The sequence below is a fragment of the Paenibacillus sp. HJGM_3 genome (assembly GCF_045062745.1).
Lineage (GTDB): Bacteria > Bacillota > Bacilli > Paenibacillales > NBRC-103111 > Paenibacillus_AA.
The window spans coordinates 165,153-189,946 of the sequence record NZ_JBJGED010000007.1 but is presented as its reverse complement, the minus strand read 5'-3'; the positions used below and the strand labels follow the sequence as shown (position 1 = coordinate 189,946).

19 protein-coding genes and 1 pseudogene are annotated in these 24,794 nt (G+C 57.4%); 4 read left to right on the top strand and 16 right to left on the bottom strand.

Annotated features, from left to right (window positions below):
- Positions 1-207: 207 nt before the first annotated feature.
- Positions 208-3,924, bottom strand: coding sequence for an Ig-like domain-containing protein (locus ACI5FR_RS10515; protein ID WP_405454116.1), 3,717 nt, complete (start codon positions 3,922-3,924; stop codon positions 208-210).
- 272 nt (positions 3,925-4,196) lie between these two features.
- Between ACI5FR_RS10515 and ACI5FR_RS10510 the strand changes: the two genes are divergently transcribed.
- On the top strand, positions 4,197-5,594 hold the full coding sequence (locus tag ACI5FR_RS10510; RefSeq protein ID WP_405454114.1) for an extracellular solute-binding protein: 1,398 nt from the start codon (positions 4,197-4,199) through the stop codon (positions 5,592-5,594).
- Here ACI5FR_RS10510 and ACI5FR_RS10505 read toward each other — a convergent pair.
- Positions 5,563-6,069 carry a TetR-like C-terminal domain-containing protein gene (locus ACI5FR_RS10505; protein ID WP_405454111.1) on the bottom strand — a complete coding sequence of 169 codons (507 nt, stop codon included), beginning with the start codon at positions 6,067-6,069 and terminating at the stop codon, positions 5,563-5,565. The two genes, ACI5FR_RS10510 and ACI5FR_RS10505, sit on opposite strands and share 32 nt — an antisense overlap.
- A 6-nt stretch (positions 6,070-6,075) precedes the next feature.
- Here ACI5FR_RS10505 and ACI5FR_RS10500 point away from each other — a divergent pair.
- From ACI5FR_RS10500 to ACI5FR_RS10490, 3 genes and pseudogenes are all read left to right on the top strand, one after another.
- Positions 6,076-6,996, top strand: a pseudogene (locus tag ACI5FR_RS10500) (MFS transporter); the annotation flags it as partial.
- A gap of 179 nt (positions 6,997-7,175) precedes the next feature.
- Positions 7,176-7,880 carry a hypothetical protein gene (locus ACI5FR_RS10495; RefSeq protein WP_405454108.1) on the top strand — a complete coding sequence of 235 codons (705 nt, stop codon included), beginning with the start codon at positions 7,176-7,178 and terminating at the stop codon, positions 7,878-7,880.
- An 11-nt stretch (positions 7,881-7,891) separates the two neighbouring features.
- On the top strand, positions 7,892-8,590 hold the full coding sequence (locus ACI5FR_RS10490) for a CD3324 family protein (protein ID WP_405454107.1): 699 nt from the start codon (positions 7,892-7,894) through the stop codon (positions 8,588-8,590).
- A 352-nt stretch (positions 8,591-8,942) separates the two neighbouring features.
- On the opposite strand, the gene nagA is transcribed toward ACI5FR_RS10490, so the two are convergent.
- From nagA to ACI5FR_RS10420, 14 genes are all read right to left on the bottom strand, one after another.
- Positions 8,943-10,094 (bottom strand): N-acetylglucosamine-6-phosphate deacetylase, encoded by a 1,152-nt coding sequence (gene nagA, locus ACI5FR_RS10485; RefSeq protein WP_405454102.1) that lies wholly within the window; start codon positions 10,092-10,094, stop codon positions 8,943-8,945.
- A 30-nt stretch (positions 10,095-10,124) separates the two neighbouring features.
- The gene (locus ACI5FR_RS10480; protein ID WP_405454099.1) at positions 10,125-10,904 is read right to left on the bottom strand and encodes a DeoR/GlpR family DNA-binding transcription regulator; all 780 of its coding nucleotides are present in this window, start codon (positions 10,902-10,904) and stop codon (positions 10,125-10,127) included.
- 63 nt (positions 10,905-10,967) lie between these two features.
- The gene (locus ACI5FR_RS10475; protein ID WP_405454097.1) at positions 10,968-12,281 is read right to left on the bottom strand and encodes a four-carbon acid sugar kinase family protein; all 1,314 of its coding nucleotides are present in this window, start codon (positions 12,279-12,281) and stop codon (positions 10,968-10,970) included.
- Positions 12,278-12,940 (bottom strand): class II aldolase/adducin family protein, encoded by a 663-nt coding sequence (locus ACI5FR_RS10470; RefSeq protein ID WP_405454094.1) that lies wholly within the window; start codon positions 12,938-12,940, stop codon positions 12,278-12,280. The genes ACI5FR_RS10475 and ACI5FR_RS10470 overlap by 4 nt, the downstream gene beginning before the upstream one ends.
- Positions 12,941-12,977: 37 nt before the next feature.
- Complete coding sequence (locus ACI5FR_RS10465) at positions 12,978-15,416, bottom strand: alpha-mannosidase (RefSeq protein WP_405454091.1); 2,439 nt, start codon at positions 15,414-15,416, stop codon at positions 12,978-12,980.
- 53 nt (positions 15,417-15,469) lie between these two features.
- A complete protein-coding gene (locus tag ACI5FR_RS10460; protein WP_405454088.1) occupies positions 15,470-16,390 on the bottom strand; it encodes a class II fructose-bisphosphate aldolase in 921 nt (306 codons plus the stop codon).
- Positions 16,391-16,450: 60 nt separating this feature from the next.
- Positions 16,451-16,687 (bottom strand): hypothetical protein, encoded by a 237-nt coding sequence (locus tag ACI5FR_RS10455; RefSeq protein WP_405454085.1) that lies wholly within the window; start codon positions 16,685-16,687, stop codon positions 16,451-16,453.
- Positions 16,668-18,509, bottom strand: a complete 1,842-nt coding sequence (locus ACI5FR_RS10450) for an alpha-amylase family protein (protein ID WP_405454082.1) — start codon at positions 18,507-18,509, stop codon at positions 16,668-16,670. The genes ACI5FR_RS10455 and ACI5FR_RS10450 overlap by 20 nt, the downstream gene beginning before the upstream one ends.
- Positions 18,510-18,555: 46 nt before the next feature.
- Positions 18,556-19,431, bottom strand: a complete 876-nt coding sequence (locus ACI5FR_RS10445) for a carbohydrate ABC transporter permease (protein WP_405454079.1) — start codon at positions 19,429-19,431, stop codon at positions 18,556-18,558.
- Positions 19,428-20,363: a carbohydrate ABC transporter permease gene (locus ACI5FR_RS10440; RefSeq protein WP_405454076.1), complete on the bottom strand. Its 936-nt coding sequence runs from the start codon at positions 20,361-20,363 to the stop codon at positions 19,428-19,430. The genes ACI5FR_RS10445 and ACI5FR_RS10440 overlap by 4 nt, the downstream gene beginning before the upstream one ends.
- A 135-nt stretch (positions 20,364-20,498) precedes the next feature.
- Positions 20,499-21,836, bottom strand: a complete 1,338-nt coding sequence (locus ACI5FR_RS10435) for an ABC transporter substrate-binding protein (protein WP_405454073.1) — start codon at positions 21,834-21,836, stop codon at positions 20,499-20,501.
- Between the two features lie 532 nt (positions 21,837-22,368).
- Entirely contained in the window at positions 22,369-23,346 is a 978-nt protein-coding gene (locus ACI5FR_RS10430; RefSeq protein WP_405454071.1) for an ROK family protein, read from the bottom strand.
- Positions 23,343-23,981, bottom strand: coding sequence for a D-sedoheptulose-7-phosphate isomerase (locus ACI5FR_RS10425; protein WP_405454068.1), 639 nt, complete (start codon positions 23,979-23,981; stop codon positions 23,343-23,345). Before ACI5FR_RS10425 ends, ACI5FR_RS10430 begins: the two co-directional genes overlap by 4 nt.
- A 10-nt stretch (positions 23,982-23,991) precedes the next feature.
- Complete coding sequence (locus ACI5FR_RS10420; RefSeq protein ID WP_405454066.1) at positions 23,992-24,783, bottom strand: DeoR/GlpR family DNA-binding transcription regulator; 792 nt, start codon at positions 24,781-24,783, stop codon at positions 23,992-23,994.
- Positions 24,784-24,794: the final 11 nt, after the last annotated feature.

The following is a 24,794-nucleotide window of genomic DNA, read 5'->3' as shown; positions in this document are numbered from 1 at the left end:
ACGTAAGCGCAAAGTGAGTACGGCTTCACCCTAATGCCGTTCAGGGGCCGTTGCGGGCCATCGAATTCAGTAGGTAGGCGCCCAAAGCCCGTATTGCGGCGGAAATAACTGCACATTTGTAGTTATCCGTGCGAGATTCCAATCCTCCCCGCAAAAATAAAACGGCTGGGCGAGAAACCTCCTCGTCCAGCCGTCCCTACTTTAGTTTTACTCGTTCTTCTCGTTCAGCTTAGTAACAACGAGCTTATCGCTCGCTTCCTTGCCGGCGTACGCCGCGATAATGTCGGTTTGCCCTTTGGCAACCGCGGTCAGCAGGCCGGCAGGACTGATCGTCGCGGCTTCCGGCGTACTGCTCTTGAATGATGCGCGTGCGGTCACATCCGCACTCGTACCGTCTGAATACTTAGCGGTAACCGTGACTGGCAGCGTTTCGCCCTCCTTCATCGGTTTCAGCTTGGTGATGGCGATGCCCGTCAGAGAGGCGGTCACGGCGAGACGATACTCGGCGGACTTGCCCCCATATGTAGCCGTAATGACGGTTTCGCCGACGGCTTTTGCCATAATCATTCCTGACGCATCGATTGCAGCCACATCAGGGTTACTGCTGCTGAAGGTAATCCCAGCGGAGACAGCCGTACTGCTGCCATCGGAGTAAGCCGCCGATACAAGTGCTTGCTGGCTGTCGCCTTCCTTCGCCGAGCTCAGCCCGGTGATCGCGACCGACGTTAAGGCCGGGCTGACGACAAGCGTGTATGTGGCGGATACCCCTTCATAGGTGGCGGTGATCACCGCTTCCCCATGGCTGACCGCTGTCACTTTGCCCGTCGCGTCAACCGCAGCCACCTGCGGATTGCTGCTGGAGTAAGAGATTCCAGTGGCCGGGGTGCGCTTCGAACCGTCCAGGAACTGTACGGCGACCGACGCTTGCCCGGATTCGCCCGTTACAAGCGGCGTGAGTCCCGATAGCTCCAGGCCCGTCGCGATCTCCGCCGGAGTACGAACCGTAATCCGATACATCAACGTGCGGTTCTCGGAAGGAGCGTAATACAGATGGCCGTCAGGGCCAAGCGTAAAGGTCTCCCCATCGCCCAAATATTTCGTCGCGAAGCTGCTCGGCTCAATGGCGTACAGCTTTTTCCCCAGCATGGCGAACAAAATTCCGTCCTCCGACCACTTGAGCCCGAAGTTGCCCCAACGGAAGCCCAATCCGTTATCGGCGGGATTGATGTTGGAGGACTTGATTACTTTGAGAGTCTTGGGATCAAGTGCGAACACATACCCATTGGCCCCTCCCCACAAGAGACCGTCCGGTCCGAATGTCAGCCCGCCAATTGCCGGCGGTTCCGTCAGCCCCGGTATGTCGAGCGAAGCCTCGGCAATCTTCTCTTCCTTGACCGTGTCCCATACGAACAGCTTCGCTTCCTTGGCCTTCGGATCGGCAGCAACCCCGCCGTTAATGCTCGTCGAGCCATAGAGCTTGCCGTCACGGTAAGCGAGCGAGATCACGCTCTGGTCTTGCACGACATTGCGGTACACTCGGTACGAGGACGCGACATCCGTGCTGTTCGGATCGAAAGCTGTGATCGCCCCGCCAACCGCGCCGTAAGTCGCAACGGATCCGATGTAGATTTTGTTGCCCGCCACGACGGCTGCACCGGGACGGTCCTGCTCATTGCCGATAATGAAGAGGCGCTTCGGATTCGTTCCGCCGACAGGCAAAGAGAGATCGTATTCGTATACATCTCCGCCCGGATAAACGCCGAAGTACATTTTATTGCCGAACGGAGTCACCGCTCCAGCCTGCCCCATCGGGAACGTTGTCGCTGTATTCGCGGCAATATCATAGGCGGCCGCCTTGGAAGCCTGCATGCCGGTCACGTAGATTTTGCCGTCCGGCCCGTTCGTAAATTTGTTGGTGACGGTGGCATTCGGCGGCAGCACGTTCGGATAGCGCTTGACGAGCCCCGTCTGCGGATTCATAAACACAATGATGCCGGCAAAATTCATGGTCACGAGACTCGTTCCCGGCAGCTCCGGATCGTCCACCTGCACCCAGTTCGCCCCCCGGAAGGCGGTCTCGTACACCATCCCGGAGTCTTCGATCGCATGTGTCGCTACGTCGAAGGTGACGATTTTTTTGTCCACCGGCATATAGATCTTGCCGTTCAATGACTTCTTCGGAAGCTGCAGGCCCGAAGAGCTTTTCTCGATCACGAGGTCGAGCCATGCACCCTGCTCGAGGTCATAGATATATCTTCTTTGCGGAGTGTCGTAGCGCACGACAAGGAATTTGTCATCGACGATGTTCAGGTCGTACACATAGCCCTTCTCGCCAAGCGAGGAAGCGAGCTCCACCTTTTCCCCGGTCTCAACGTTCACGCGGTATACTTTGCTGTTGGACGTGCCGGCATAAATATATCCGTTGCTATAGTCGATCGATCTCACGTATACCTGGTTGATCTCCGTCACCAGGCGTCCGTAGTCGCGGCTCTGCTTCGTAACGGGATCATATTTCAGCACCTTGCCTCCGGGCCCCGTCCCTACGTAGACGTTGCCCCGCTCGTCGATGGCGAGACACCAGAACGTGCTTTCTCCTGGGAACGTGAACACTTTCTCGGCTTGCTTCGTCACCGGAGAATAAGCCCACAGCTGGCCGGCGGATGTGATATAGACGGTGCCATCAGGAGCGATGGCATGGTTCCACACTTCTCCGCCGCCCTCGAGCGGAACGCTTCGCACCAGATGGTAGTCGTCCAAATCCACGACATGCAGCATCGGAGGAATGCCCTTCACCGTCGTATACATGACGTTGTGTCCGTCTTCGACGCCGGCTTCTCCGTCGAACACCCCGACCGCATCGGCGATCGGTGCGGTACGGTATTCAGGCGTTCCGAACTGGATCTGGTCCAGCGGCACGGCAGGTTCCGAGGAGCCGGTGCCGATCGTAACGAGCTTCACCTGGTCTTGGTTCAACGCGTACGATTCGTTCAGCGTCGACCCTTTCCCGAGCAGCACCCACGCCGTGCCGTTCTCCACCTTCGCGCGGAAGCTGATCTTCGCAAGATCCGTATCGGCGCTCAGCTCCTTACCGTCCTTCTGCGCCGCGATGAGCCGGATCGTACCGTCGTCCTCGCTCGAAGCGAAAGTGGCGGCATCGCCCGCGAACGCGCCGGCCGGCGAGACGGAGACCAGCTCAAGCCTGGAATTATCATAATAGACGGACGCCTGAACGCTCGAAAGCGCCTTCACTTCCGACAGTCTCACGGTCGTGCTGAATTCTTGCCCCGCCTGGACCTGAGCAGGCGCCGAGAGGTTCCACACGCCCGGGATCACATCCGGCTTGGAATAAGTAAAACGAATATCGTCATAATAGGCCGTCGACGTACTGAAAGCGGTCGTGTACACGATGATCCGGGCATAAGCCGCATCGGCAGGCGTGGTCATCGTAGTCGAAGTAGGGTTCCATTGCCCGCGAGTGAAGCCCTTGTTCGGATCGTTATGTATCGGGGTTTCACCGACCGAGACGTTCGCGGAATTGAAATATCGCAAGTTCAAGCTGGCGATGCCCCCGCTCTCGATGAACACCTTGGCACTGGCCGTGTAGGCCGTACCGGGGGTTACCGGCAGCTTGTCGGTCTGCAGGGCGACAGAGTTGGCAGTCGTGGTATCCGTAATCTTCAAGCTGTACTGGCCGCTCGCGCTTTTGGCATTCGTCACGGCATACGTATAACTTCCTTCCTTGACGGCGAAAATGCTGCTCCAACCGGGAACTTTACCGTTCGCTAAAGGTTCTTCGAACCCCGGATTGGTCAACGGGATATCGACCGTAGCCGCTCCCGCACCGATTGGGATGACGAACATCGAAGCGAGCACGGTGAGCGACAGCATCGAGGCAATGCTACTTCGGATCGAGAATGGTCTCAATTTCATTTCCTCCCACACATGGAATTGTCTGTTCGACCTGCTGCAAGTGTTGCGGACTTGATTGTGGCTAAATCCTCCTCCAATCTGTTTTGTGGTATCCATGAGGTATCCAAAATAATCGTACTTCCCCATTCACGTGCTGTCAATCCCTTTTGGAAGCGTTTAATTATTGTTTTCTAGATTACATGTGGTATCCTTGTACCTAATATCCGTGTGATATGCTATACTGTGTGCAATGAAAATCCTTTGAGTTAAGTAAGGAGATTGCCGGCATGAGCCAAAAGCCCGACCGCGTCACATTCCAAGCCCGATTCGACGAGATGATCCAAACGCTGAGGCGCGAAATTATTCGTTCCGAGCGTCCGCCTGGTAGCTATCTGCCCTCCGAGCTCTCGCTCGCCGAGCACTATAACCTGAGTAAGAAATCGGTGCGCAAAGCACTTGACCTGCTGGTAGAGGAAGGACTCATCTCGAAAGTACCTCGCGTGGGGAATCGGGTTCGCATGCTTGAGACGCAGGAGGCGGTTGCTCTCACCGTAGGCTTCTATCCCTCGGTGGAAGGGGAGGCTCAGTTCGCTGAGTTGATCGGTCGATTCGTAACGCAATATCCGCATATCAAAGTGGAGACCGTCTCCCTTCCCTATACGGATTATCCCGATTCGATCAAGCGTTACCTCGAGAATGGGTGGCTCGATGTGATTACCCTGAACGGCTGGAACTTTCGCGAGATCGCGGAGCACGACGCCCTCGACCTGCTCGAGCCCCAGACAGCCTCAAGCGGAAGCTATCCTTACTTACACCGGATGAGCAGCCACGAAGGCAAGATGTACGTGCAGCCGCTCATTTTCTCGCCGGTCATTTTGTGCTACAACAAGACGATGTTTCGGGAACTGGGGATGGAGGAGCCGGACAGCAGCTGGTCGTGGGGACAACTGCTCGATACTGCGCTGCGGATCAAGCAGGAGCGGGATATTTTCGGCTTCTATGCCCATATCGCTTCTGCGAACCGGTTTACGATTCCGCTCCTTCAGCGGAACTACCGCTTTGCCGGCGACTCGCCTCGGTTTCTCTATGACGATCCGGGCTTGTGGGGCTGTCTGGGGGAGTTTCGGGATCTTATGTATAGCCAAGGGCTGTTCCCGGCTTTCCTGTCCGAGAACGATGCGGATGCGGAGAAGCTGTTCGCCCAGCAAAAGGCGGCTGTCATCATGACCACCTATTTCGGCTTGAAGCACCTGAAACAGGTAGAATTCGACTACGATCTCGCCCCTCTTCCGTATGAACAGAGTGCAAGAACGCTGCTGCTCGTCACCGGGCTTGCAATAAACCGCTTCTCGAAGCAAAAAGAAGCCGCGAAGCTCTTCGTCGATTTCATGAGCTCCGAGGCGTCCCAGTTGTATATTCGGCAGCATACGCTGAGCATCCCCGCCCACAAAGCTTCGGCCGAATGGACGGGCGCCGAGCGCCTGTACCGTCCTTCGCGCTACCACTTGTACCGGGAGATTACGCCTACCTTCGGCACACACGTCGAGCTCGGCCTTCCGATTCGCGAGCTTTCCCGTTTCCGCGACGAGTTGAAGCTGTTCTGGTCGAATCTCGAGACGCCCGAGTCCGTAGCGGAGCGTCTGCGGCCGCCTGCTACAGCTTCAGGTTCGAACGCATCAAGGTAAACTGTTTGGCGAGAAAAGAAGGGGTATACGGCATATCCTTTTTCAGCCAAGCTACAATTGTGCCGATCAAGGCGGACGCTCCGTACCAGACGGCAATGTCCTTTTGGATACCGGCGGCGGCAAAAAAAGGTTCGGTTCGCATCCGTTCAATTCGGGCCGTAACCGAACGCGACAACAGTCTCAGCATCCGATCGGTGAAGATGGGCGTCCTTCTGGACGTAAGAATGATTTTGTACAATTTTGCGTGTTCGGCGATATGCTCCAGCAGCTTGACGAGCTGCGGCCAATCTTCCTCTTCTTCCGGGGTATGCGGTGCCCCGGATTCGTCGTCCAAAATACGTTGAATGTTCTCGGTCATCTCGTCCGCCATTTTCTCCAGCATATCCGGGATGTCCCGATAATGCAGATAAAACGTAACCCGGTTGATCGTAGAGCGCTCGGCGATCCGATTGACCGTAATTTTCTCCAGATCCATTTCCCCCAGCAAGTTTCGGAACGGGAAGCGACCAAAATCGATATGCTCAGCGTCGTCCTCTCCACGATCGGATTCGGCGCTCTGCTGTACGGCTTCAGCCGTGCCGGCAGCGAAGGGTGGTCGAGCCCGGAGATCCTCGCCTCGATCGGCGGGGGCATCTTGGCCCTGGCCCTGTTCACATGGCGGCAGCTCGTTTCCCGGAATCCGCTGCTCGATCTTCGCGCCTTCCAGTACAGCATGTTCTCCTTGACCACAATCATCAATATCGCGGTCACTATGGTGATGTATGCCGACATGATGCTGCTGCCGCTGTACTTGCAGAATGCGCGGGGCTATACCGCTCTCGAGTCCGGTTTGCTGCTGCTTCCCGGCGCGCTCGTCATGGGATTCCTGATGCCGGTCGCCGGCCGCCTGTTCGACCGGTTCGGCGCGAAATGGCTGGCCATTATCGGCCTATTCATCACGATTCTCACCACCATCGGCTTTATCGATTTGACGGACTCGACCAGCTACACCTATCTGATCCTGATGTCTACCGGCCGCCGCATCGGGATGGCCTTGCTCCTCATGCCGGTGCAGACCGCAGGGCTTAATCAATTGCCGCGGCAATTGAACGCGCACGGCACGGCGATCTCGAATACCGTTCGGCAAGTGGCCGGCGCCGTAGGGACTTCCCTGCTCGTGACCGTGATGACGAACCGTACCCAAGCTCACCTGCAGGAAAGTCTCACCTCAGGCGCAGCTGCTGGTGCGACGAAGGAGCATCTGATCATGGAGGCGTCCATTCAAGGCATTAACGATGCTTATCTGGTCATCGTCGGCATCGGGGTGCTCGGCCTGCTGCTCTCGTTCTTCATTAAACGTACCGGGCAAGCCAAAGCGGAACCCAGACTCGTTTTGAACCGGGACCCCGTCTCGGAAGCTTGAGTGAATGACAAAGGGCCTTAACCGACAAGGGTTGAGGCCTCTTTTCATGTAGTAACATATGTAAAGTTGACTTAAGTCATTCAGTGCCTATTTTCCGAAACATTACGAGTGATATGATTTACATGGATCAGGTGCGCAACTGATGATCATTAGCTGAAAGGGAAAGGAAGATATAGCGAATGAGTAAGGACCTTATCCTTAAATCCATGCTTTCCGAGAAGATATGTATGACCCCGCATGGTTTTGTTGCGGATCAATTAACTCCACAACAATTTGCAGATTGCTGCGATTTGATCTTTGACAAGATTTTAGAAATTAGTTCTACCGATATCGCAGGAGTAGGAGGATATGGGCAGTTTAATGAGGATTGTAAGACGGAGTATGCTACATGCAGAGAATTTCTAATCGATACATTTACAGAGGATAAAGATGGATACTGGTATAATTGGAGGGAAATGTTTGAAACGACTCTATTAGAGCGACAATTTTTCGAATCATACTTCAAGGAAATGGAAGACAGAATTCAATTTTGTGAAGGAAAACGTTTTTTAGTTAATAATAATACTTTTTTTATCAACATGATAACCGATGGAAAAACAATGGTAGGTTTCCCTGACTGGAGCAGATCCGGTATTTGCGATTTCCTTTTGGATTTTGCCATCATGGACTTAAATAAGCCTTACTTAAAAATACCCGAATTGTTCTTTGAATATTGCAAGAAAAGAAATATCGTCATCCAGGATTATAAGGAAAGATTCCTATGCATGGCCTATTATAAAGGGATCGATACATTACGTTGGCATGCCTCGATTGATGACACGGAATCCTGCAAGTCCATCATGAAATCAATAGGTGAACTGAAAGATCGAATAAACGCCATATAGACGGTGATGTTATGAAATATGAAAATGCCTGTGATGTATTACCGGAGGAACTTTTAAAAGAAGTTCAAAAATACGCGGCAGGCAAACTTCTTTATATTCCTTCCGGAGATGAAAAAAAGCCCTGGGGCGAATCATCAGGTTACAGAGCTCAATTGAAAAGGCGCAACCTCATGATTTGCAATAAGTATGCACATGGGATGACGATTTCCGAGCTTGCAGACGAGTATTTTTTATCTTTGGATTCCATTAAAAAAATCATTTATTCAAAGAAAAACGATAAAAGTTTAACATACGCACCGAATATAATATCAGCTGTACAATATGCAAATGTCGGTATGGTTGAAGAGTGGATGCAATGCTATCTTCTCTTTTCCGTAAAAGTCACTCCAGCTTTAAGTGCTTTGGTGAAAGAAGATCCTATCTATTTTGGGGTTGTGAAACTCCCCTTGCGTTTGGTTCAAAGGGATGGACTGTGTATGAAGGAAAACCATGATGAAACGAATTTGAATATAACTGATCGAGCACCCCTTATTATTAGGTATGATGAAGGCAAATTGTATTCCGTCGTACAGCAGGAGCTACTTGCCGCATTAAAGCAAAGGGGAGTAAATGCGTATCCGACCATAATCGTTTTGAAGCGAAGCGCTGATTATAAAAGGTTTATGAAGCAGTATGGACAAGTTTTATTTTTTGTTGATGCGGGTGAATAAGAAGCGGAACAAGATCGCAGCATAGAGGGGGTGTGATAATCGAATGAAAAAGGAGAAATGAATCCGTGAAGCTGGCTGCACATGAACTTCATGACTTAAATGAGTGATGCCCTCGAGCCGGCGAATCCGTTCATGATTCAAAAAGTCGGCGCCATGTATCAGGTTGTGCCTGAAGAACAGAATCGGATCCAACAATATTTAACTCAGTATCAGAATCCGGAAGCGGGACAAAGTGACCAGCTGTATCAATAAGCGAAATCAAAAGGCGATCAGGAGAAAACGGCGAAAAAGCGCCGTTTTCTTTTTTTGCTGTTCACGAGCGGTACTTATCCCTTAATACTTATCCGCTTTTTTAACCGGCCTCAAACTTCTTGCCGGCTATCCATGTGGATACGACTTCCAACTCTTCGTCCAGCAGCACCAGATCGGCGTCACAGCCGAATGCAATTCTGCCTTTGTGAGGAAGCTTCAACAGTTCAGCCGGCGTCCGGCAAGCCATCTGGACCGCGTCGGCAAAGTGAATTCCCGCCTTCACCGTGTTTTTTAAGGCTTCGGCCATCGTAACCGTACTTGAAGCAAGCGTTCCGTCCTTTAACCGGGCAATCCCTTCCGATACCTTTACCTGATGACCGCCGAAGAGGTAATCCCCATCCCCCAGCCCCATCGCCTGTAGAGCATCGGTGATCAGCACCATGCGATCCGGCCCTTTGATCCGGTGCATCAGGCGGATCATCGCCGGATGCAGATGTACGTTGTCCGCGATGGCCTGAAGGCTCACATGGGGCTGTTCGAAAGCGGCAACGATCAAGCCGGGATCGCGATGGTGGATCGGACGCATGCCGTTAAAGCAATGGGTAACATGGCTCGCTCCGAGCCGAAACGCTTCGGCGGCCTCCTCATACATGGCATCGGAGTGAGCGACCGCGGCTATGATGCCTCTTTCGCTCAAATAAGCGACAAGCTCCATGCCGCCGGGCAATTCCGGAGCGAGCGTCACCATTTTGAGCAGATGTCCCGCTTCTTGCAGAACGCATTCCATTTCCGCTATGTTCGGATGACGCAAAAAGGCCTCGTTCTGCATGCCTTTGCGCTTGGCGTTCAGATACGGTCCCTCCGTATGAATGCCGACAATATGGGCCCCTTGCTCTTGTCCCGCCGCCTCCTTCACATTGCGGATCATGCGAAGCAGATCCTCCAAACGGGAACTGACCGATGTGGCCAAAAACGACGTACATCCCGTAGCGGCGCATGTTTTGGAGACCTCCAGGATACTTTCAACCGTACCGTCCATCATATCGCACCCATTCGCCCCATGGATATGGACGTCGATCATGCCGGGAATTAGCCAGCCCGCTTCTCCGTCGATGACCTCGAATCCGGCTGTCCGCTGCGGTAGCCCTTCTTGTACGGCGGTAATCTTACCATGCTCGATTTTCACGGATCCCCGATCGATGATTCCGGTTTCAGTCACGATCTTGACGTTCACAATCCATTTGGCGTCCAAAACATCCCTCTCCTCCCCTCATACGTCCCCTTACAGCTCACATATCATGATTTCTACACCCAGCCGTTCGATCTCGGTCAGGATGGATGGGTCGACCAAAGAGCTCGTGATCAGGACATCCACATCCTGGAACGAGCTGTAGGAAATCAGGGCCTGGCGTTGAAACTTGCTGTGATCGGCGACGACGACGACCTTCTGGCCGGCTGCGACCATCGCGCGCTTGATCTCCGCCTCGTAGATGTCGGAGCTGGTGAAGCCCTTGCGCAGGGAAATGCCGGACGTCCCCATGAACACGCAGTCGGCATTGTACTTCTGCAGCTCGGCCTCCGCTACGGGACCGACGAGGCTCATCGATTTCTTGATCACCATGCCGCCGAGAAGGAACACATGGGAATCTTCGTTCTCCACGAACTCCTCGGCGATGTTGATGCCGTTGGTGACGACGGTAAGCCCGGCGCGCTGCTTCAAATGCCGAGCCACGCACCAAGTCGTCGAACCGGAGTCGACGATGACGATCTGGTGCTCCTTCACGAGACTCGCCGCCTTCCGCCCGATGGCGTCCTTCTCTTCATACAGTTCGAATTTCCGCTGTTGGACCGGTGGAATCGAGGCGGACAAGTGCTGCAACTCCTCAATCAAGATCGCGCCGCCATAGTTTTTTTGAATAAGCCCTTCGCGCTCCAACTGATTCAAATCCCGCCGAATCGTCTCCTCCGACACATTGAATTCCTTCACCAGGTCGGCGACCTTCACGCTTTTTTCCAACAGCAGCTGCTCTTTGATTTTGTTGCGCCTTTGTCCGACCATCATTGGAATGCCCCCTCTAGATTGCCATGTTTCGTTGCTATTATGCCTTGGCTTACTGTCCAACCATCACGCCTCGCGCAGATGGTCCGCCGCCTGCAGCAGGAACTCGGGCGGGCCGAAGCTGCCCGACTTCAGTACAAGCAGCAGCGGGTTGTCGCCAATCGACACGCACGACGGCAGCCCCGGCTGGATTTCCCGGTAGATGCGCATGCCCTTCACGCCCAGTGCGGCGCATACCGCCGCCGACGTATCGCCGCCGGCCACAACGAGCCGGTTCTGCCCCGTCTCCGCGAGGACGCGCCGCACGATCTGTGCGATCGTACCCGACACGAGGCGCGACACCACCTTGTTGTCGAGCCCGCGGCGCACGCCCTCCGCCTTCGTGCGGGCGACCGCCTCCGGCGCGTTCGGCGCATGCACGAGCGCATCCCGGCCGGCCCGCAAGTCGGCGGCTAAGGCGCCCGCGAGACGGACAATCTCGGCCTCGCGCTCCGCGGGGGCGAACAGCCGGCTGGTGTCGAGCTCGTGCGCCGCGGCGGAACCGGCGCCGCGCAGCACCTCGATCTGCGCCGCCGTCTGCGGCATGAGGCTGCCGGCGGCCAGCATGACGCCGAGCCCGGGGCGCGAGGTCACGCCGGGTCCGGCGGCGGTCACGGGCTTGGCGCCCCAGACGAGCGCAAGCTCTTCCGAGAGCGCCGATGCGCCTGCCGTGACACGCTCGTCACGGACCGCTTCGGCAATCGTGCGCAGCGCCGCCTGGTCCTCCACGTCGAACACGATGTAGGCGGCGTCTCCCTTCAACTCCTCGAGCCGGGCCTTCGTCGCCGCAGTTCCCTGAGCGATCGTCTCCCGCGTCAACACCGCGACCCTCCGATCCGTCTGCGCCTGCAAGATGCCGGCCACATCCGAGCGGGTCATCGGGTGTACCGGATCGTGCCGGAATTCGGACGCTTCCAGCTTCCGGCCGTGCACGTAATGGATGCCGTCCAGCGTCAGCCGCCCGTTCTTCGGGAAGCCCAAGACGACGGCGGCGAAGGGCGCATCCAGTGAATCCAGCATGGCATCGAATTCCGCACCGATATTGCCGCGGCCGACCGAGCAAGTCTTGTTCACGAACGTCGAGCAGCCTGCCCGTACCAAATCCAATGTCGCGGCATGCACCTTGCGGTAAGCCTCCTCCGGCGGGTCGAATCGCGAGTCTGTGTCCAATATGATAACGTCGGGCTCCCCGTCTGTCGCGTCCAAAAAGAAAGCTCCCTCGTACGAGTACACATACGTGATGTAGCCCGCTTTGGCATACATGATGCCGATATCGTTCGCTCCCGTGATATCGTCGGCCACGACTCCGATCCGGGCAGGCGCGCCGTCCTGTCCGCTCATGTCGGCCACTCCCTTCTCGGTTTATACCCCGCATGCTGCCGGAACTCTTCCGCAGTGTCGCTGGAGAGACGAACGAGCGAGATACCCGCGCTCTTGGCGGAGAGCCACATCCGGCACGCCATCTCCAGCGTCTGCAGCGCCATCCGCGCCTCGCGAATCGTCGTGTCGTAGACGAGCACGCCGTGATTCTCCAACAGCAGGACGTTCGCCAGGGACGCCTTCTCCCGCACCGCCTCGCCGAGGGCCTCCGAACCCGGATGCCGGTACGGCACCCGCTCGACGCGCTCCAGGTAATACATCGTCTCGACGAACAAGTCCGGCGGCACCTCCTCCCCGGAGCACGCGACGAGCGTGCTGTAGAAAGGGGAGGCGTGCAGGACGGCGCCGATGTCCGGCCTCGTCTCATAGACCGCCCGATGCATCGGCATCTCTTTGGATGCTTTGCGCCCTTCGGGGAACGTCTTCCCTTCGAAGGTGCATTCGGCGAAGTCGTCGTCCGCCAACTCGCCCAGGAATGTGCCGCTCGCCGTGATCAGGTAACGCCTGTCGCCGGTGCGGGCGCTGATGTTGCCCGCATTGCCCCATGCCAGACCGTGCGCCATCATATACCGCCCCGCCGCCTGCAGCTCGGCGCGTACCGTGTCCAAGTCGGTTAGCATCGAATTCGCCTCCTTGCCCGGAATTTCCTTCTTCCGCTTACCATTCGATCAAATTCACTTCGCGGATCGGAGCGCTCCCATCCTTCGGGATGCGGAACGTCTTGATCTCGCAGGGCCCGAATTTCGTCCGAATCGTCCGTCCCCAGTGGGGCAGCTCAATCGTGGTTTCTGTCGCAACCTTAGCCGTCTCGTACAACCGGAGGATGAGGTCGTCTCCGTCCTCGCTGTTCTTCATAGCGCCGACGATGACGTTGTCCTTGTCTACCGACAGGAAGGAATCCTGCTGCGGCAGCGGGCCTTCGTGGTACGTCTCGATGATCGCGACAGGCCGCTGGATGAGCTCCTGCGCCCGCTTGACCGTACCCGCCTCCTCCCAATTGCCTTCATGGGGCAGGATCCGGTAATGGAACGTCTGAATGCCCTGATCGATAAATGTATAGTGGCCGTTCATGTCCGGCACGAGCGGATCGTGATGGGCATAGATCGGGCTGCGCAGGACGGTGATCGCCAGCTCCTTGTTCAGGATGCTGTAGCTGTACTTCGCGTCGTTCGCAATGCTGCAGCCGTAGACGACGCCCTTGTCCCGGGCGATGCCGCCGTAATCGACCCACGATTGTCCGGGCTCTTCCTCCCCGTTGTGCTCCCGTTCTTTGAAGCCGTAGGGAATCTCGTAGGACTGGCGCGTGAAGACAAGGTTCATCGGGAAGACGAGCTTCAGCATCCGGAATTGCTCCCGCCAGTCGACCGTCACCTTGACGTCGATGTAGTCCAGCTCCCGATACATGGTGAAGTCCTGTACCAGCTTGGAGCTGCCGTAGGCGGACGTCACCCGGATGACGGATTTGACCGGACCGTGCTCGACCCGCTTCACATGGGTCGCCCGGAACTCGCCGATCGCGTTCTGGAAGTGGAATACATTGTGGCTCCACGTGTCGCTTTTGTCTTCGAGCACAACCGGCCGCGCAGCGCCGCCGTTCTCCGGACGGAACACCTCGAATCCGAGCTTTTTGTCGTGCAGGCTGCTGATGAAGCCCGTGGCCGGATCGAACTCGAGGCGGAAGCGGCCGTTTTCCATTGCGTAATCGTTCGCTTTGATCGGGCTGATCTGGAGGCGAGCCTCCGACGCTTGCGTGCGCAGCCTGTAGACGCGGTAGCCCATCGCGGGCAGCTCGGCTACGAAGCTTAGCCGGTACCGGCCGTTCGCCGTCGCCAGGGACTGTACGGCCTGGAACGCGACCTGACTTCCCGTCTCATCGACAAGAATCGTGCCGTCCTTGACGCTCCCGCCCATCTCCAGCTCGATGTTCGCCGGATACGCCCAGGAGTGCGGGTTGAACACGACGATCGGCTTCATGCCCGCCTCCTCCTCGATGCCGATTTTCCACGACAGCGACTGAAGCGCGTAGTTCATGTTGCGATCGGCGATGGCGAGCGCTTCCCCGTACAGGTTGCGGGCGTCTTCATACGCCGGCTCGATCGAAGTGCCCGCGAGAATGTCGTGGAACTGGTTGAACAGCACGGCCTTCCAGGCGGTGGCGAAATCGTTCGGGTACGGCTGGCCTGCCGCCCGATCGGCGATCGAGGAGAACTTCTCGGCCGCGATCAGCAGGTTCTCCGACTTGCGGTTCAGCTTCTTCACCTCCGAGTGAACCGCATAGCAGCCGCTCGCATGATGCTGGAGGTCGTCATGGACAACCGGATAGGACACGCCCTTCTCGGCCACATCCTCGAAGAAACGGTTCGGCGTGCTGAACACGAGCTCCGGCAAGCCCGGATCCTCGTTCATCCGGCGAATGCTGGCGATGTTCTCCTTCGTCGGACCGCCGCCGTGATTCCCTACGCCGTAGAAGCACATCAGCTCGCCAACCGGCTCGCGGAGCTCGGCGGCGCAGCGGGCGACGTGCAGATCCAGCTCCTTGCCCCACGTGCAGTATTCGAACAGGATGCGAAACGTCAGCACCTGCGAGCCGTCGTCGGACTCCCAGTGGAACAAGCGGCCGGGCAGCCCTTTCTCGTTCGGCATCGGGCGCATCATCACGTAGTAGTCCATGCCGGATTTCTTGAGGATTTGCGGCATCATTCCGAAATGGCCGAAGCTGTCGACATTGTAGCCGACCTTGGCCGTGACGCCGAACTTTTCCTGAAAATACCGTTGAGCGTACAGCCCCTGGCGGACGAACGACTCGCCGTTCGGGATGTTGCAATCCGGCTGGATCCACCAGCCTCCCACGATCTCCCACCGGCCCTCCTGTATCCGCCGGCGAATCTCCTCAAACATGGCCGGATCGTTATGCTCCACCCACTCGTAATACACCGCGGAGCTCGATGTGAACAGAAAATCGTCGTTCTCCTTCATCCGGTCGAGGGCGGATCGGAACGTCGCCTTCACTTCCTGAAAGCCTTCCTGCCATTGCCAGAGCCACACCGGGTCGAGATGGGCGTTGCCGATCATATGGAGCTTCTTTTTAGTAGACATCGGACTGATCTCCTTTGCAAATCCTTGATTGATGGGTTGCTGCGGCTCCCGGCTCAGCTGGCGAAGTCCGCCGCGTGTCCTTGGCTGCCCAGGAAATAAGCGATTTTCTCGTACACGGTGGCCTCCACCGCCGCGAGTCCGACGGCCAGCGCCTCCGACGGCAGCGCCTTCAGCTCGGCGTTCGTCAGGCGTTCCTTTCGCCCGAGCGCTTCCAGCAGCGCGAGCTCCAGGTCGGTGGCGATGTTCACCTTGCTGATCCCGCCTTGCGGCAGGCGAATCGCCTTCTCGATCATCCAGGCCGGTACGCCCGAGCCGCCATGAAGAACGAGGTGTACGGGTGTCAGCGAGCGGATCGCCTCGAGCCGGTCAAAATCGATTTTCGGTTCCTTGACCATGTAGACGCCATGCGCCGTTCCAACGGAAACGGCCAGGGAGTCGACGCCGGTCTCCTCGACGAACCGCTTCGCTTCCTGCGGATTCGTGTACAGCTCTTCATCGTTATCGGTCTCGATGAAATCGGTCGTGCCGATCATGCCGAGCTCCGCCTCGACGGAGACGCCACGCGCGTGCGCAAACGCCGCGACCTCCCGGGAAATCCGGATGTTTTCTTCCAAAGGTTGCTCCGAGGCGTCGATCATGACGGATGTGAAGCCCGCTTCGATCGCCTCCTCAATCACGGCGAACACCTTGGTATGATCCAAGTGCAGCACGGCGGGAACCGTAATGTTCTCCGACTTCAAACGCAGGTAGAACTCTTCCGCGAATTCCTTCGGCGTGATGCCGTATCGTTCGAGCTCCTTTTGCGAAATCTGGCAGATGAACGGGGACTGGGCCCGCTGCGCCGCACGCAAGACCGCCTGGATGACCGGCGTGTAACGCGGAGAGAACGAACCGATCGCGAATTTGCCTTTTTCGGCCATGACGGAGGCTTGTTTCAAGGTTACGACATTGTGGGGCTTGTTTACGGAACCCATTGCTGATCACTCCTGGCTGTATATGAATGATGATAATAATGAATGCTCAAAAAACGGTGATTACCTATAAAGTTTCAACGTTACGATGGCCGACGCGCCGGCCCGGATCCGGAATCGCCCGTCCTGCTCCAATGCGATTGGCTCGGCGGCCTCTTCCTTCAGATTCGCGTAGAAGACGGCGGCCGGGCGCTGGGCCAAGCGGATGACCGCTTGCGTCGGTGTTGGAGCTACATTCCAAAATCGCACAATCCATGCCGTGCTCGCTTCGCCATCTCCCTCATGCCCACCACGCCCCATTCCCCTTCTCCGCCATGGTGGCGCCAGATCCGGGGTCACCATCCACCTCCGCCGGCCTAGCGGTCGCTTCGGTCGACGCGGTTCCTCGCCGGGCCGCTTCCGCGATACGTCCGACGCCGCCGTTCTTCCGCGCGGCCTCCCATGTCTCGCGGATCAAGGCGTAGTCGTCAGGCTCGAGCGGCTCCTTCGTCATGTCGAGATGACTGACATAATAGAGGGAAGGCACGCCCAATTCGGGCTGCAGCCGCACATAGTCCCGCCAGTCCGAACGGTTCGTGATCGGCCAATTGTCGGTGTCGATGATCGCCTCCGGACATCCGATGGCGGCGACCTTCGCGCGCAGCGTCATCGCCTGGATGACGTCCTTGCCGGTATTGATGTCGTTCAACCGGATCATATCGACCACATCGGCCAAATACGGATGCGGTGTATGCGACATCACGAGGGCGTCCGGCTTGGTCCGCTTCGCCTCATCGTGCAGGATCCACAAATAGCGGCGCATCAGCTCGAGGCCCCACTCGTCTCCGTACGCCCGGATGCCCGGCCCGCTCGGGATGCGTGCGGAGAAGTCGATCTTGAACCCGTCGGCGTCGTAGCCGTCCGCCGAGAGCATCAAGCGGACGGAAGCTCGCAGACGCCGTTCGAACGCCGGATTCGTCGGATCGAAGGCGATCGGCAGTCCCGCCGCATTGCGAATGCACTCCTCGGCGGGCAGGCCCTCGGGGTCCCATGCCTTCAGCCAGAGCAGCACCTTCTTGCCCTCCTCGTGCTGGCGGCGGATGAAGGCCGACAGGTCCGGCCACTTGTCCTCGTCGACGGCGTTCTCCCCGTACTGTGCCTGCCATTTGTCGTCCAGGACGACGATCCCCGGCGTGACCCCATTGCGGTCGAGCTCGGCTATAAACCGCTCGTACAGCTCCTGCCGGGCGTAGTGAGGCGCGCGATCCTGGGCGAGAGAGGCGACATAGCACTGCGAGCCCCAACCGCAGAAGATCGGCGATGTCCACCAGCCCGGCTTCTCTGCCGGCTGCGGCACGGGGACGAGGCTCGTCTCGCGGAGCGAACGCACGTGTGCGGCGAGCGCGCCATATTCGGTATCGGCGAAGTCGAAGCCGATTGCCGGCAGCGAGTACTCGCCGTTCACAGCCGTATGCCCTTCATAAGACAAAGTCAGGTGGAAGCCGAATTGGGCCTGATAGCTGTACTCGGTGAACCGGTTGTGACCTGGCTGGGCTTCGACGCCCAGACCGACCCAACCGCGTTCGCCCTCGAAGGCGAAGCAGAACGGCGGCGGCGTGAAATACCAGTCGCCCTTGCCCGGGAGCGGGACGCCCATCATGTCAATGACCGATCCTCCGGTCGGGGCGAAGTAGTTGATCTCCTGCCCGTTCGGTTCGGGATTGAACCCCCGCTTGAACCGCTGGCCGGACCAGAAAAAGCCTGAGCCCCAGCGCACATGTCCCGAATAATACCCGCCGAAATAATGCACCTCGGCGAGCCGACCTTCGCCGCGGACGGCCATCTCGTAGGTGAACCGGTTGGGCCGGCAGCGGAACCGGTACGTTTTCGCCTCCCAGATCGAGCTTTTCGCCTCGAGAGAGGCGACGCACCCTCCTGGCGTTTCCTCGATCCGCCATTCGCCCAGCCGTTCGACGGTATCGTCGCGCCCGGTGAGCGTATGGATGCTGGACGGCACGAACAGCTCCATCAGGACGTCTCCCTCCGCGTCCTCGACAACCACGAACGGGCGGTCTTGCGGAAAGGCCAGGGCATAGCGGTCTCCCTTGATGTACAGCCTGTCGTTCTCTCTAGTAATCTGCATGGTTTCGCTCCTCCCCGCTCTGCGGTTGCTCCAGCCGTTTCCCGGTTCAGCCCTTCGTGCCCGCCGAGATATTCATGCCTTCGATGAAATAGCGCTGGAAGAAAAAGAACATGGCGATGACGGGTGCCAGCGCGATCAGGGACGCCGCCATCAAGTAATGCCATTGCGTCAGCTCGGCGCTGCGAAACGCGGTCAGCCCGATCTGGATGTTGAACATCGACTCCTTGTTCACGTAGAGCAGCGGGCCGAGGAAGTCGTTCCAGGCACCCTGGAACGTCGTGATCGCGATGACGATGACCGCCGGCTTCGATAAGGGCACCATAATGCGGGCCCAAATGTAGAAATGGTTGGCCCCGTCGATTTTGGCCGCTTCTATCAAGTCCTTCGGAATGCCGAGGTAAAACTGCCGCAGCATGAAAATTTGAAACGCGCTTCCGAAAAAGCCGGGAATCGTAAGCGGCAAGTAGGTCCCGACCCAGTGCAGCTTCGAAAATAGGATGTATTGCGGAATCAGGGTACAAAAGCCGGGAATCATCATCGTCGCCAGCATAAGCGAGAACAGGAAATTCCGGCCGGGAAACTTGATCTTGGCGAAACCGTACGCGATAAAGGTGTTGGACAGCACATGCGAGCAAACGCCGACGGCGGCCAGAAACAGCGTATTGAGCGCATAGCGGCTGAACTTTCCGGTCACCCACGCGTGCACATAGTTGCTCCATTGAATCGAATGCGGATATTTCGTCGGCGGATAAGTCATAATCTCTTGAATCGATTTCAAGGAGGTCGACAGCATCCACCAGAACGGCGCGAGAATGATAATGCCAAGGCCAATCAGAATTAAGGTGAGGACGGTATTCACGATGCGCTTGCGTGTGCGCCGGCTCTGAAAATACCGGCCCGAGGAAGCGGCTGTCATGCTCATCGCTGATCCCCTCCTTCGTAATGCACCCATAGTTTGGAGAACGCCATGTTAATCAAGGTGAGCAGGATGACGACGACGAACAGGAACCACGCCATTGCAGTCGCATAGCCCATTTGGAACGATTGGAACGCCTTCAGGAACATGTGCAGATTGTAGAACAGCAGCGAATTCATCGGAGAGCCGGGCGTACCTTGATCCTGCACCATGACGTATCCTTCCTGGAAAATCTGAAACGCCCCGATCAAGTTCGTCACGAGCTCAAAAAAGATGACAGGCGTGATCATCGGCACCGTGACGTGCCAGAAACGCCGGAACGGGCTCGCCCCGTCGAGTTCGGCCGCTTCGTACAGATGGTCGGGGACGCCCTGTAACGCCGCCAAGTACAGCAGCATGCCGCCGCCGGCACCCCACAGCTTCATGAGAATCACCGCGGGCTTCGTCCAGTTCGGATCGGTCATCCAGGCCGGGCCGTCGATCCCGATCCACCCAAGCGGCATATTGACAAGCCCCGTTCCCGGGTTCAGCAGCATCATCCAGAGGTAGAATACGGCCACGCCTGCCAGGACGGACGGCAAGTAGAATACGGTCCGAAAAATTCGCATACCGGGAATTTTCTGATTCATCGCGACGGCGAGCAGCAGGGCCGCGAAAGTGGTCAATGGAACGTTGAACACGACGTAGAACAGCGTGTTCCGGAGCGACTTCCAGAACAGCGAATCGTGAAAAAACATATTGCGGTAGTTGCGAACCCCTACCCAATCCATCTGAGAGGTAATGTCGTAGTTCGTGAAGCTCGTATAGAGCGAGAAGAGCAGCGGGCCGAATGTGAACACCAGGAATCCGACGATCCATGGCAACACGAACACATATCCCCAGAGGGCATCCTTCCGCTCCAGCGACAGCTTGCGTTTTTTGACGGTCGTGTTGGACAAGCGAAACACCTTCCTTTCCAAGGGCTGGCCCGTTTTTTCCTTAGGTTAGGGGCCATGGCGGGAGAGAGCGGCTATGAACAAAGGAGGAGTGGTCCACAATCAACCACTCCACCGGGATTTCTTCGTTATCGCATATCAGCCGCCGTTTTGGGCGATCAGGTCGGAAACGTCCTTCTGCGCTTGGTCGAGTCCTTCCTTAGGCGTCTTCTTTTTGGTGAGAATGGCATCGTTCTGCGGATCGATCATCTTGAACATATCGGCCGCCGCTGCTGGACGCGTATAAACGCGCGTATCTTTCAGGTTGTCGACGGAAGCCTTGTACACCGGATCCTTGATCAGCTCGGGATCATTGGAGGCCTTCACGTTCGCAACGTTGTCATAGTTTTTGAGTGCCCAATACGTCTGGGCCTGGACGTCGGTCAAGTACTTAATGAATTCCCAGGATTCCTGAGGATGCTTCGCGCCGGCCGGAATTTCGGCTACGAAGCCGCCGCCTGTGCTCCAGTGGCCCGCCCCCGCCTTTGTTTCCGGGATGGGCGCCACGCCTACCTCCATGCCGTTGCCGAAGTCGCGTATTTGCGTCTGGAACGTGACCGCGTCCGGCCAAATGGCCACCTTGCCGGCGATGAACGGGTTCGCTTCTTTGCTGCCGAAGGCGGCTTTGAACTCGTCGAGATTTTTCTGGCCGATGCGGTCGGCATACCGGAGCACGTAGTTGTAGCCTTCGATCTTGGCCGGCGTGTTGATCGACGCCTTGCCCTTTTCGTCAAGGAAGCCCTTGCCTCCATCGAAGTTGACCGCGATGCTCTTCGCGTCGAAGCCTGCGAATTGCGGGGCGTAGCCGATGCGGGTATATTTGCCGCTCGCGTCTTTCTTATCGAGCTTCATGGCGACTTGCTCGAGCTCATCCCATGTGGTCGGGAATTTATTCGGATCGAGGCCGACTTCCCGGAACGCCGCTTTGTTGTAGAACATCATGCGCGTGTCGGTCGTGAACGGCAGCGCGTATGGATCGTTTTTAAAGAGGACGGTATCCCAGAGGTCTGAGCGGAAGCGATCCTTGACATCCTTATCCTTCGCCACGAACTGGGCCAAATTCGTGTTCTGCTTCTTCGCGGCGCGAAGTCCGGTTTCTTCGATGCTGTTGATGATGACGTCGGGCGGGTTGCCGGCCGCGGTTTGGGCCAGCGATTTGGTCCAAATGTCGCCATAGGGATAATAAGTATGTTTGACTTCGATTGTGCCTTGGTGCGCTTGATTGAAATCGTTGATGATCTTCTCGATGATGGGGCGGCGCGTTTCCGAGCCCCAGAACGTCCAGAAATCGAGCACGACCTTTTCCTTCGGCGCGGAGCTCACCGCCGGGGTGGGCGATGCAGCCCCGTTGTCCTTACTGCTGCAGGCGGAGAGCAGCATGCCGGTGGTCAGTGTTAAAGCAAGTGCGGCAACAACGGTCTTTCTCCCTTTTTTCATCCCATAGACCTCCCATTTTATAACTAAACATCAATCCCACACAAATATGACGGATTGTTAAAAATGAACCGCTTACAATGTGGGTTGTTGATATTTATACCTCAGTTATATTCCAAACCAGTCACAATGTCAACCTATTTTTTGAGGTATTATTAACGTTTTGACGATTTAGTATGCCTTTTTCTTGGAGTTTTATGCATGTTTTCGCTGAAAACGGTAAGAAACCGTCCTACGGACGGCCCTTGGCGTTGGCGTTCAGTTAGGTTGCCCCTAACAGGTTTGGGCCGGTTTGGAACGCATCGAGTCGAATAGTAAGCCTAACTTGCGTTATTTATAAGGTGCGCTTTACAAATAACCGAAGATAGCCTTACAAACCGGCGAAATCCGTCAAAATGACGTGAAAATAGTTAAGGTACCCGTCTTAATTGTAAACTTCGGCTTACAACTTCGAAGCTGGAGTGAAGACGATGCAGCAGTCGTATTGCTTAACAAGGGATACCCCTTAGCGCTCTGTACAGTAAAGAGCTTAGGATCAGGCCTGAGGCGCATCCAGCGCGTTCATCGCGACGGACAAGCTGGCCAGATCACCGACCGCTTCCCCCAAACCGGCGGGAACGACCCGGCACACTCCCAAGCTGAGGGGCAGCGCCTCCTCGGTGAGCGTCTGCAGGACGATCGGCTCCAGCAGCGGCTGCTGCCTCGCGTAAATGCTCCCAATGACGATCCGCTCCGGATTCAGGATGTCGACAAGCAGGGCTAGCCCCTGTCCCAGCTTCTTCCCTACGATCCGGAAAATGTCCAACGCCAAAGGGTCCCCTTCCCGGGCCGCCATGCCAACCTGCTGGGTCGTCAGAACTGCCAGATCGGCAGGCGTACGGCAGAACGCCGGGGCTTCCCCTCGGGCTATCGCCTCCTGCACGCGGCGCCGCGCGAGCTGGGCTATGCCGCCGCCGCTGCAGAAGCCCTCGAACGAGCCGGCCTTCCCATAGCCGACCGGACCTTCGTCCTCGAGACGGATGTGGCCCACTTCGCCGGCCATGTCGTTCGTTCCCGCGTACAGCCGGCCGTCCAGGATCAAGCCCGCGCCCATGCCGGTTCCGAAGGTGAGGAACACCATGTTCCGGGTACCTCGGCCGGCGCCCCACTTCCATTCGGCCAAGGCTCCTGCGTTGGCGTCGTTCTGCAGCCCGACCGGTACCCCGAACCGCTCCCGCAGCGGGGTCACGGCATCGATCCGGTCCCAGCCCGGCAGATTGGGCGGCGACAGGATCAGGCCCGCACGGCTGTCCAGCGGTCCCCCGCAACTGATGCCGATCGCCTGTAAGCGGGCTTCGGGATGCTCCTCCAGCAGGGCGGCCAGGGACGAGCCGAACCGATCCAACGCCTCGAACGGCGTGGACGGAGTGGGGAATTGGTGTTTGGCCGCGATCTCGACGGATTCTCCGTCCGCTCGGCCTAGGGTAACGGCGCATTTGGTCCCGCCTATATCGACTCCGCCTAACCATCTCATGATGCGAAAAACTCCTGTTCCAGCATGATGCAGAGCGCATGGTAGATGGGCAGATGGCGCTCCTGAATATCGGGCGTGCGTTCATACGGGACACAGATTGCCACGTCGCACAGCGCCCGCATTCGACCTCCGGAGCGGCCGGTCAGTCCGATCGTGCGGAGCCCGAGCGCCTTGGCAACGCGCAGTGCGTGGAGCACGTTGGTGGAGTTGCCTGACGTACTAATCCCGACCAGCACGTCGCCCGGCCGTCCATAGCCATATACTTGCTGGGCGAAGACGAGGTCCGGCGCCGCGTCGTTCGCAAACGCGGTCGAGAGCGCGGTGTGGCTCACCAGCGAAATCGCGGGCAGGGCCCCCTGCAAGGAATCGGCGATATAAGCGGCTGAGCCCTGGTCGATCTCGGTCAGCTTCTCCCGGAAATCGGCGGGTACCGGACGCTGCAGCAGAAAGCCCTTCATCAGCTCGCCCACGATATGCTCGCAATCCGCGGCGCTCCCTCCGTTGCCGCAGAGCAGCGTTTTGCCGCCGCCGCGGAACGAGTCCTTCAGGATGCCGAACGCTGACAGGATCTCATCGCCGCAGGCCTGCTCTAGCTCTGGATATTTCGCATACAACGTTTGTAAAGTTGCCTTCATCGATTATCCCTCATTCCGTTTTTTTGAGCGGGCATACGGTCACGCGCACGCCCTGCTGCTCGATCTCGCGCAGGATCGCCGCGTCGGCCAGCTCGCTCGTAATCACTTGATCCACGTCGCGGAAGGCCGCGAACGAGACGAAGGCGTGCTTGACGAATTTACTGTGGTCGGCCACTACGACGACGCGCTGCGCCGCCTTGATCATCGCCCGCTTCACTTGCGATTCGTACAGGTCCGAGCTGGTAAACCCTTTGCGCAGCGAAATACCCGACGTCCCGAGGAACGCATAATGGGCATCGTACTTCTGCAGCTCGTTCTCCGCTTGCGGCCCGACCAGACACATCGACTTCCGGATCAGCTTGCCCCCGAGGAGGAAAATCGAGCGGTCCTCATTCGCGCTGCATTCCTCCGCGATGTCGATGCCGTTCGTGACGATCGTCAGGTTGGAGACGTTCCTCAGATGGCGTGCCACACACCAGGTCGTCGACCCGGAATCCAGGATGACGTTCGTGCTCTCCTCCACGAGCGCCGCCGCGGCCTTGGCGATCGCATCCTTCTCCTCGTAATACTGGAACTTCCGCTGCTGTACCGGCGGCACGATTGCCATCGCTTGCTGCCATTCCACCGCCAGCACGGCGCCGCCGTAATTTTTCTCCAGGATGCCCTCCTGCTCCAGCTGCATCAGGTCCCGCCGGATCGTCTCCTCGGACACGTTGAACGCTTTGGCGAGATCGGCGACTTTCACGCTTCCTTCCGCCAGCAGCAGTTCCTTGATTTTGTTTCGGCGCTGAGGCGCAATCATGCTTGGTCTCC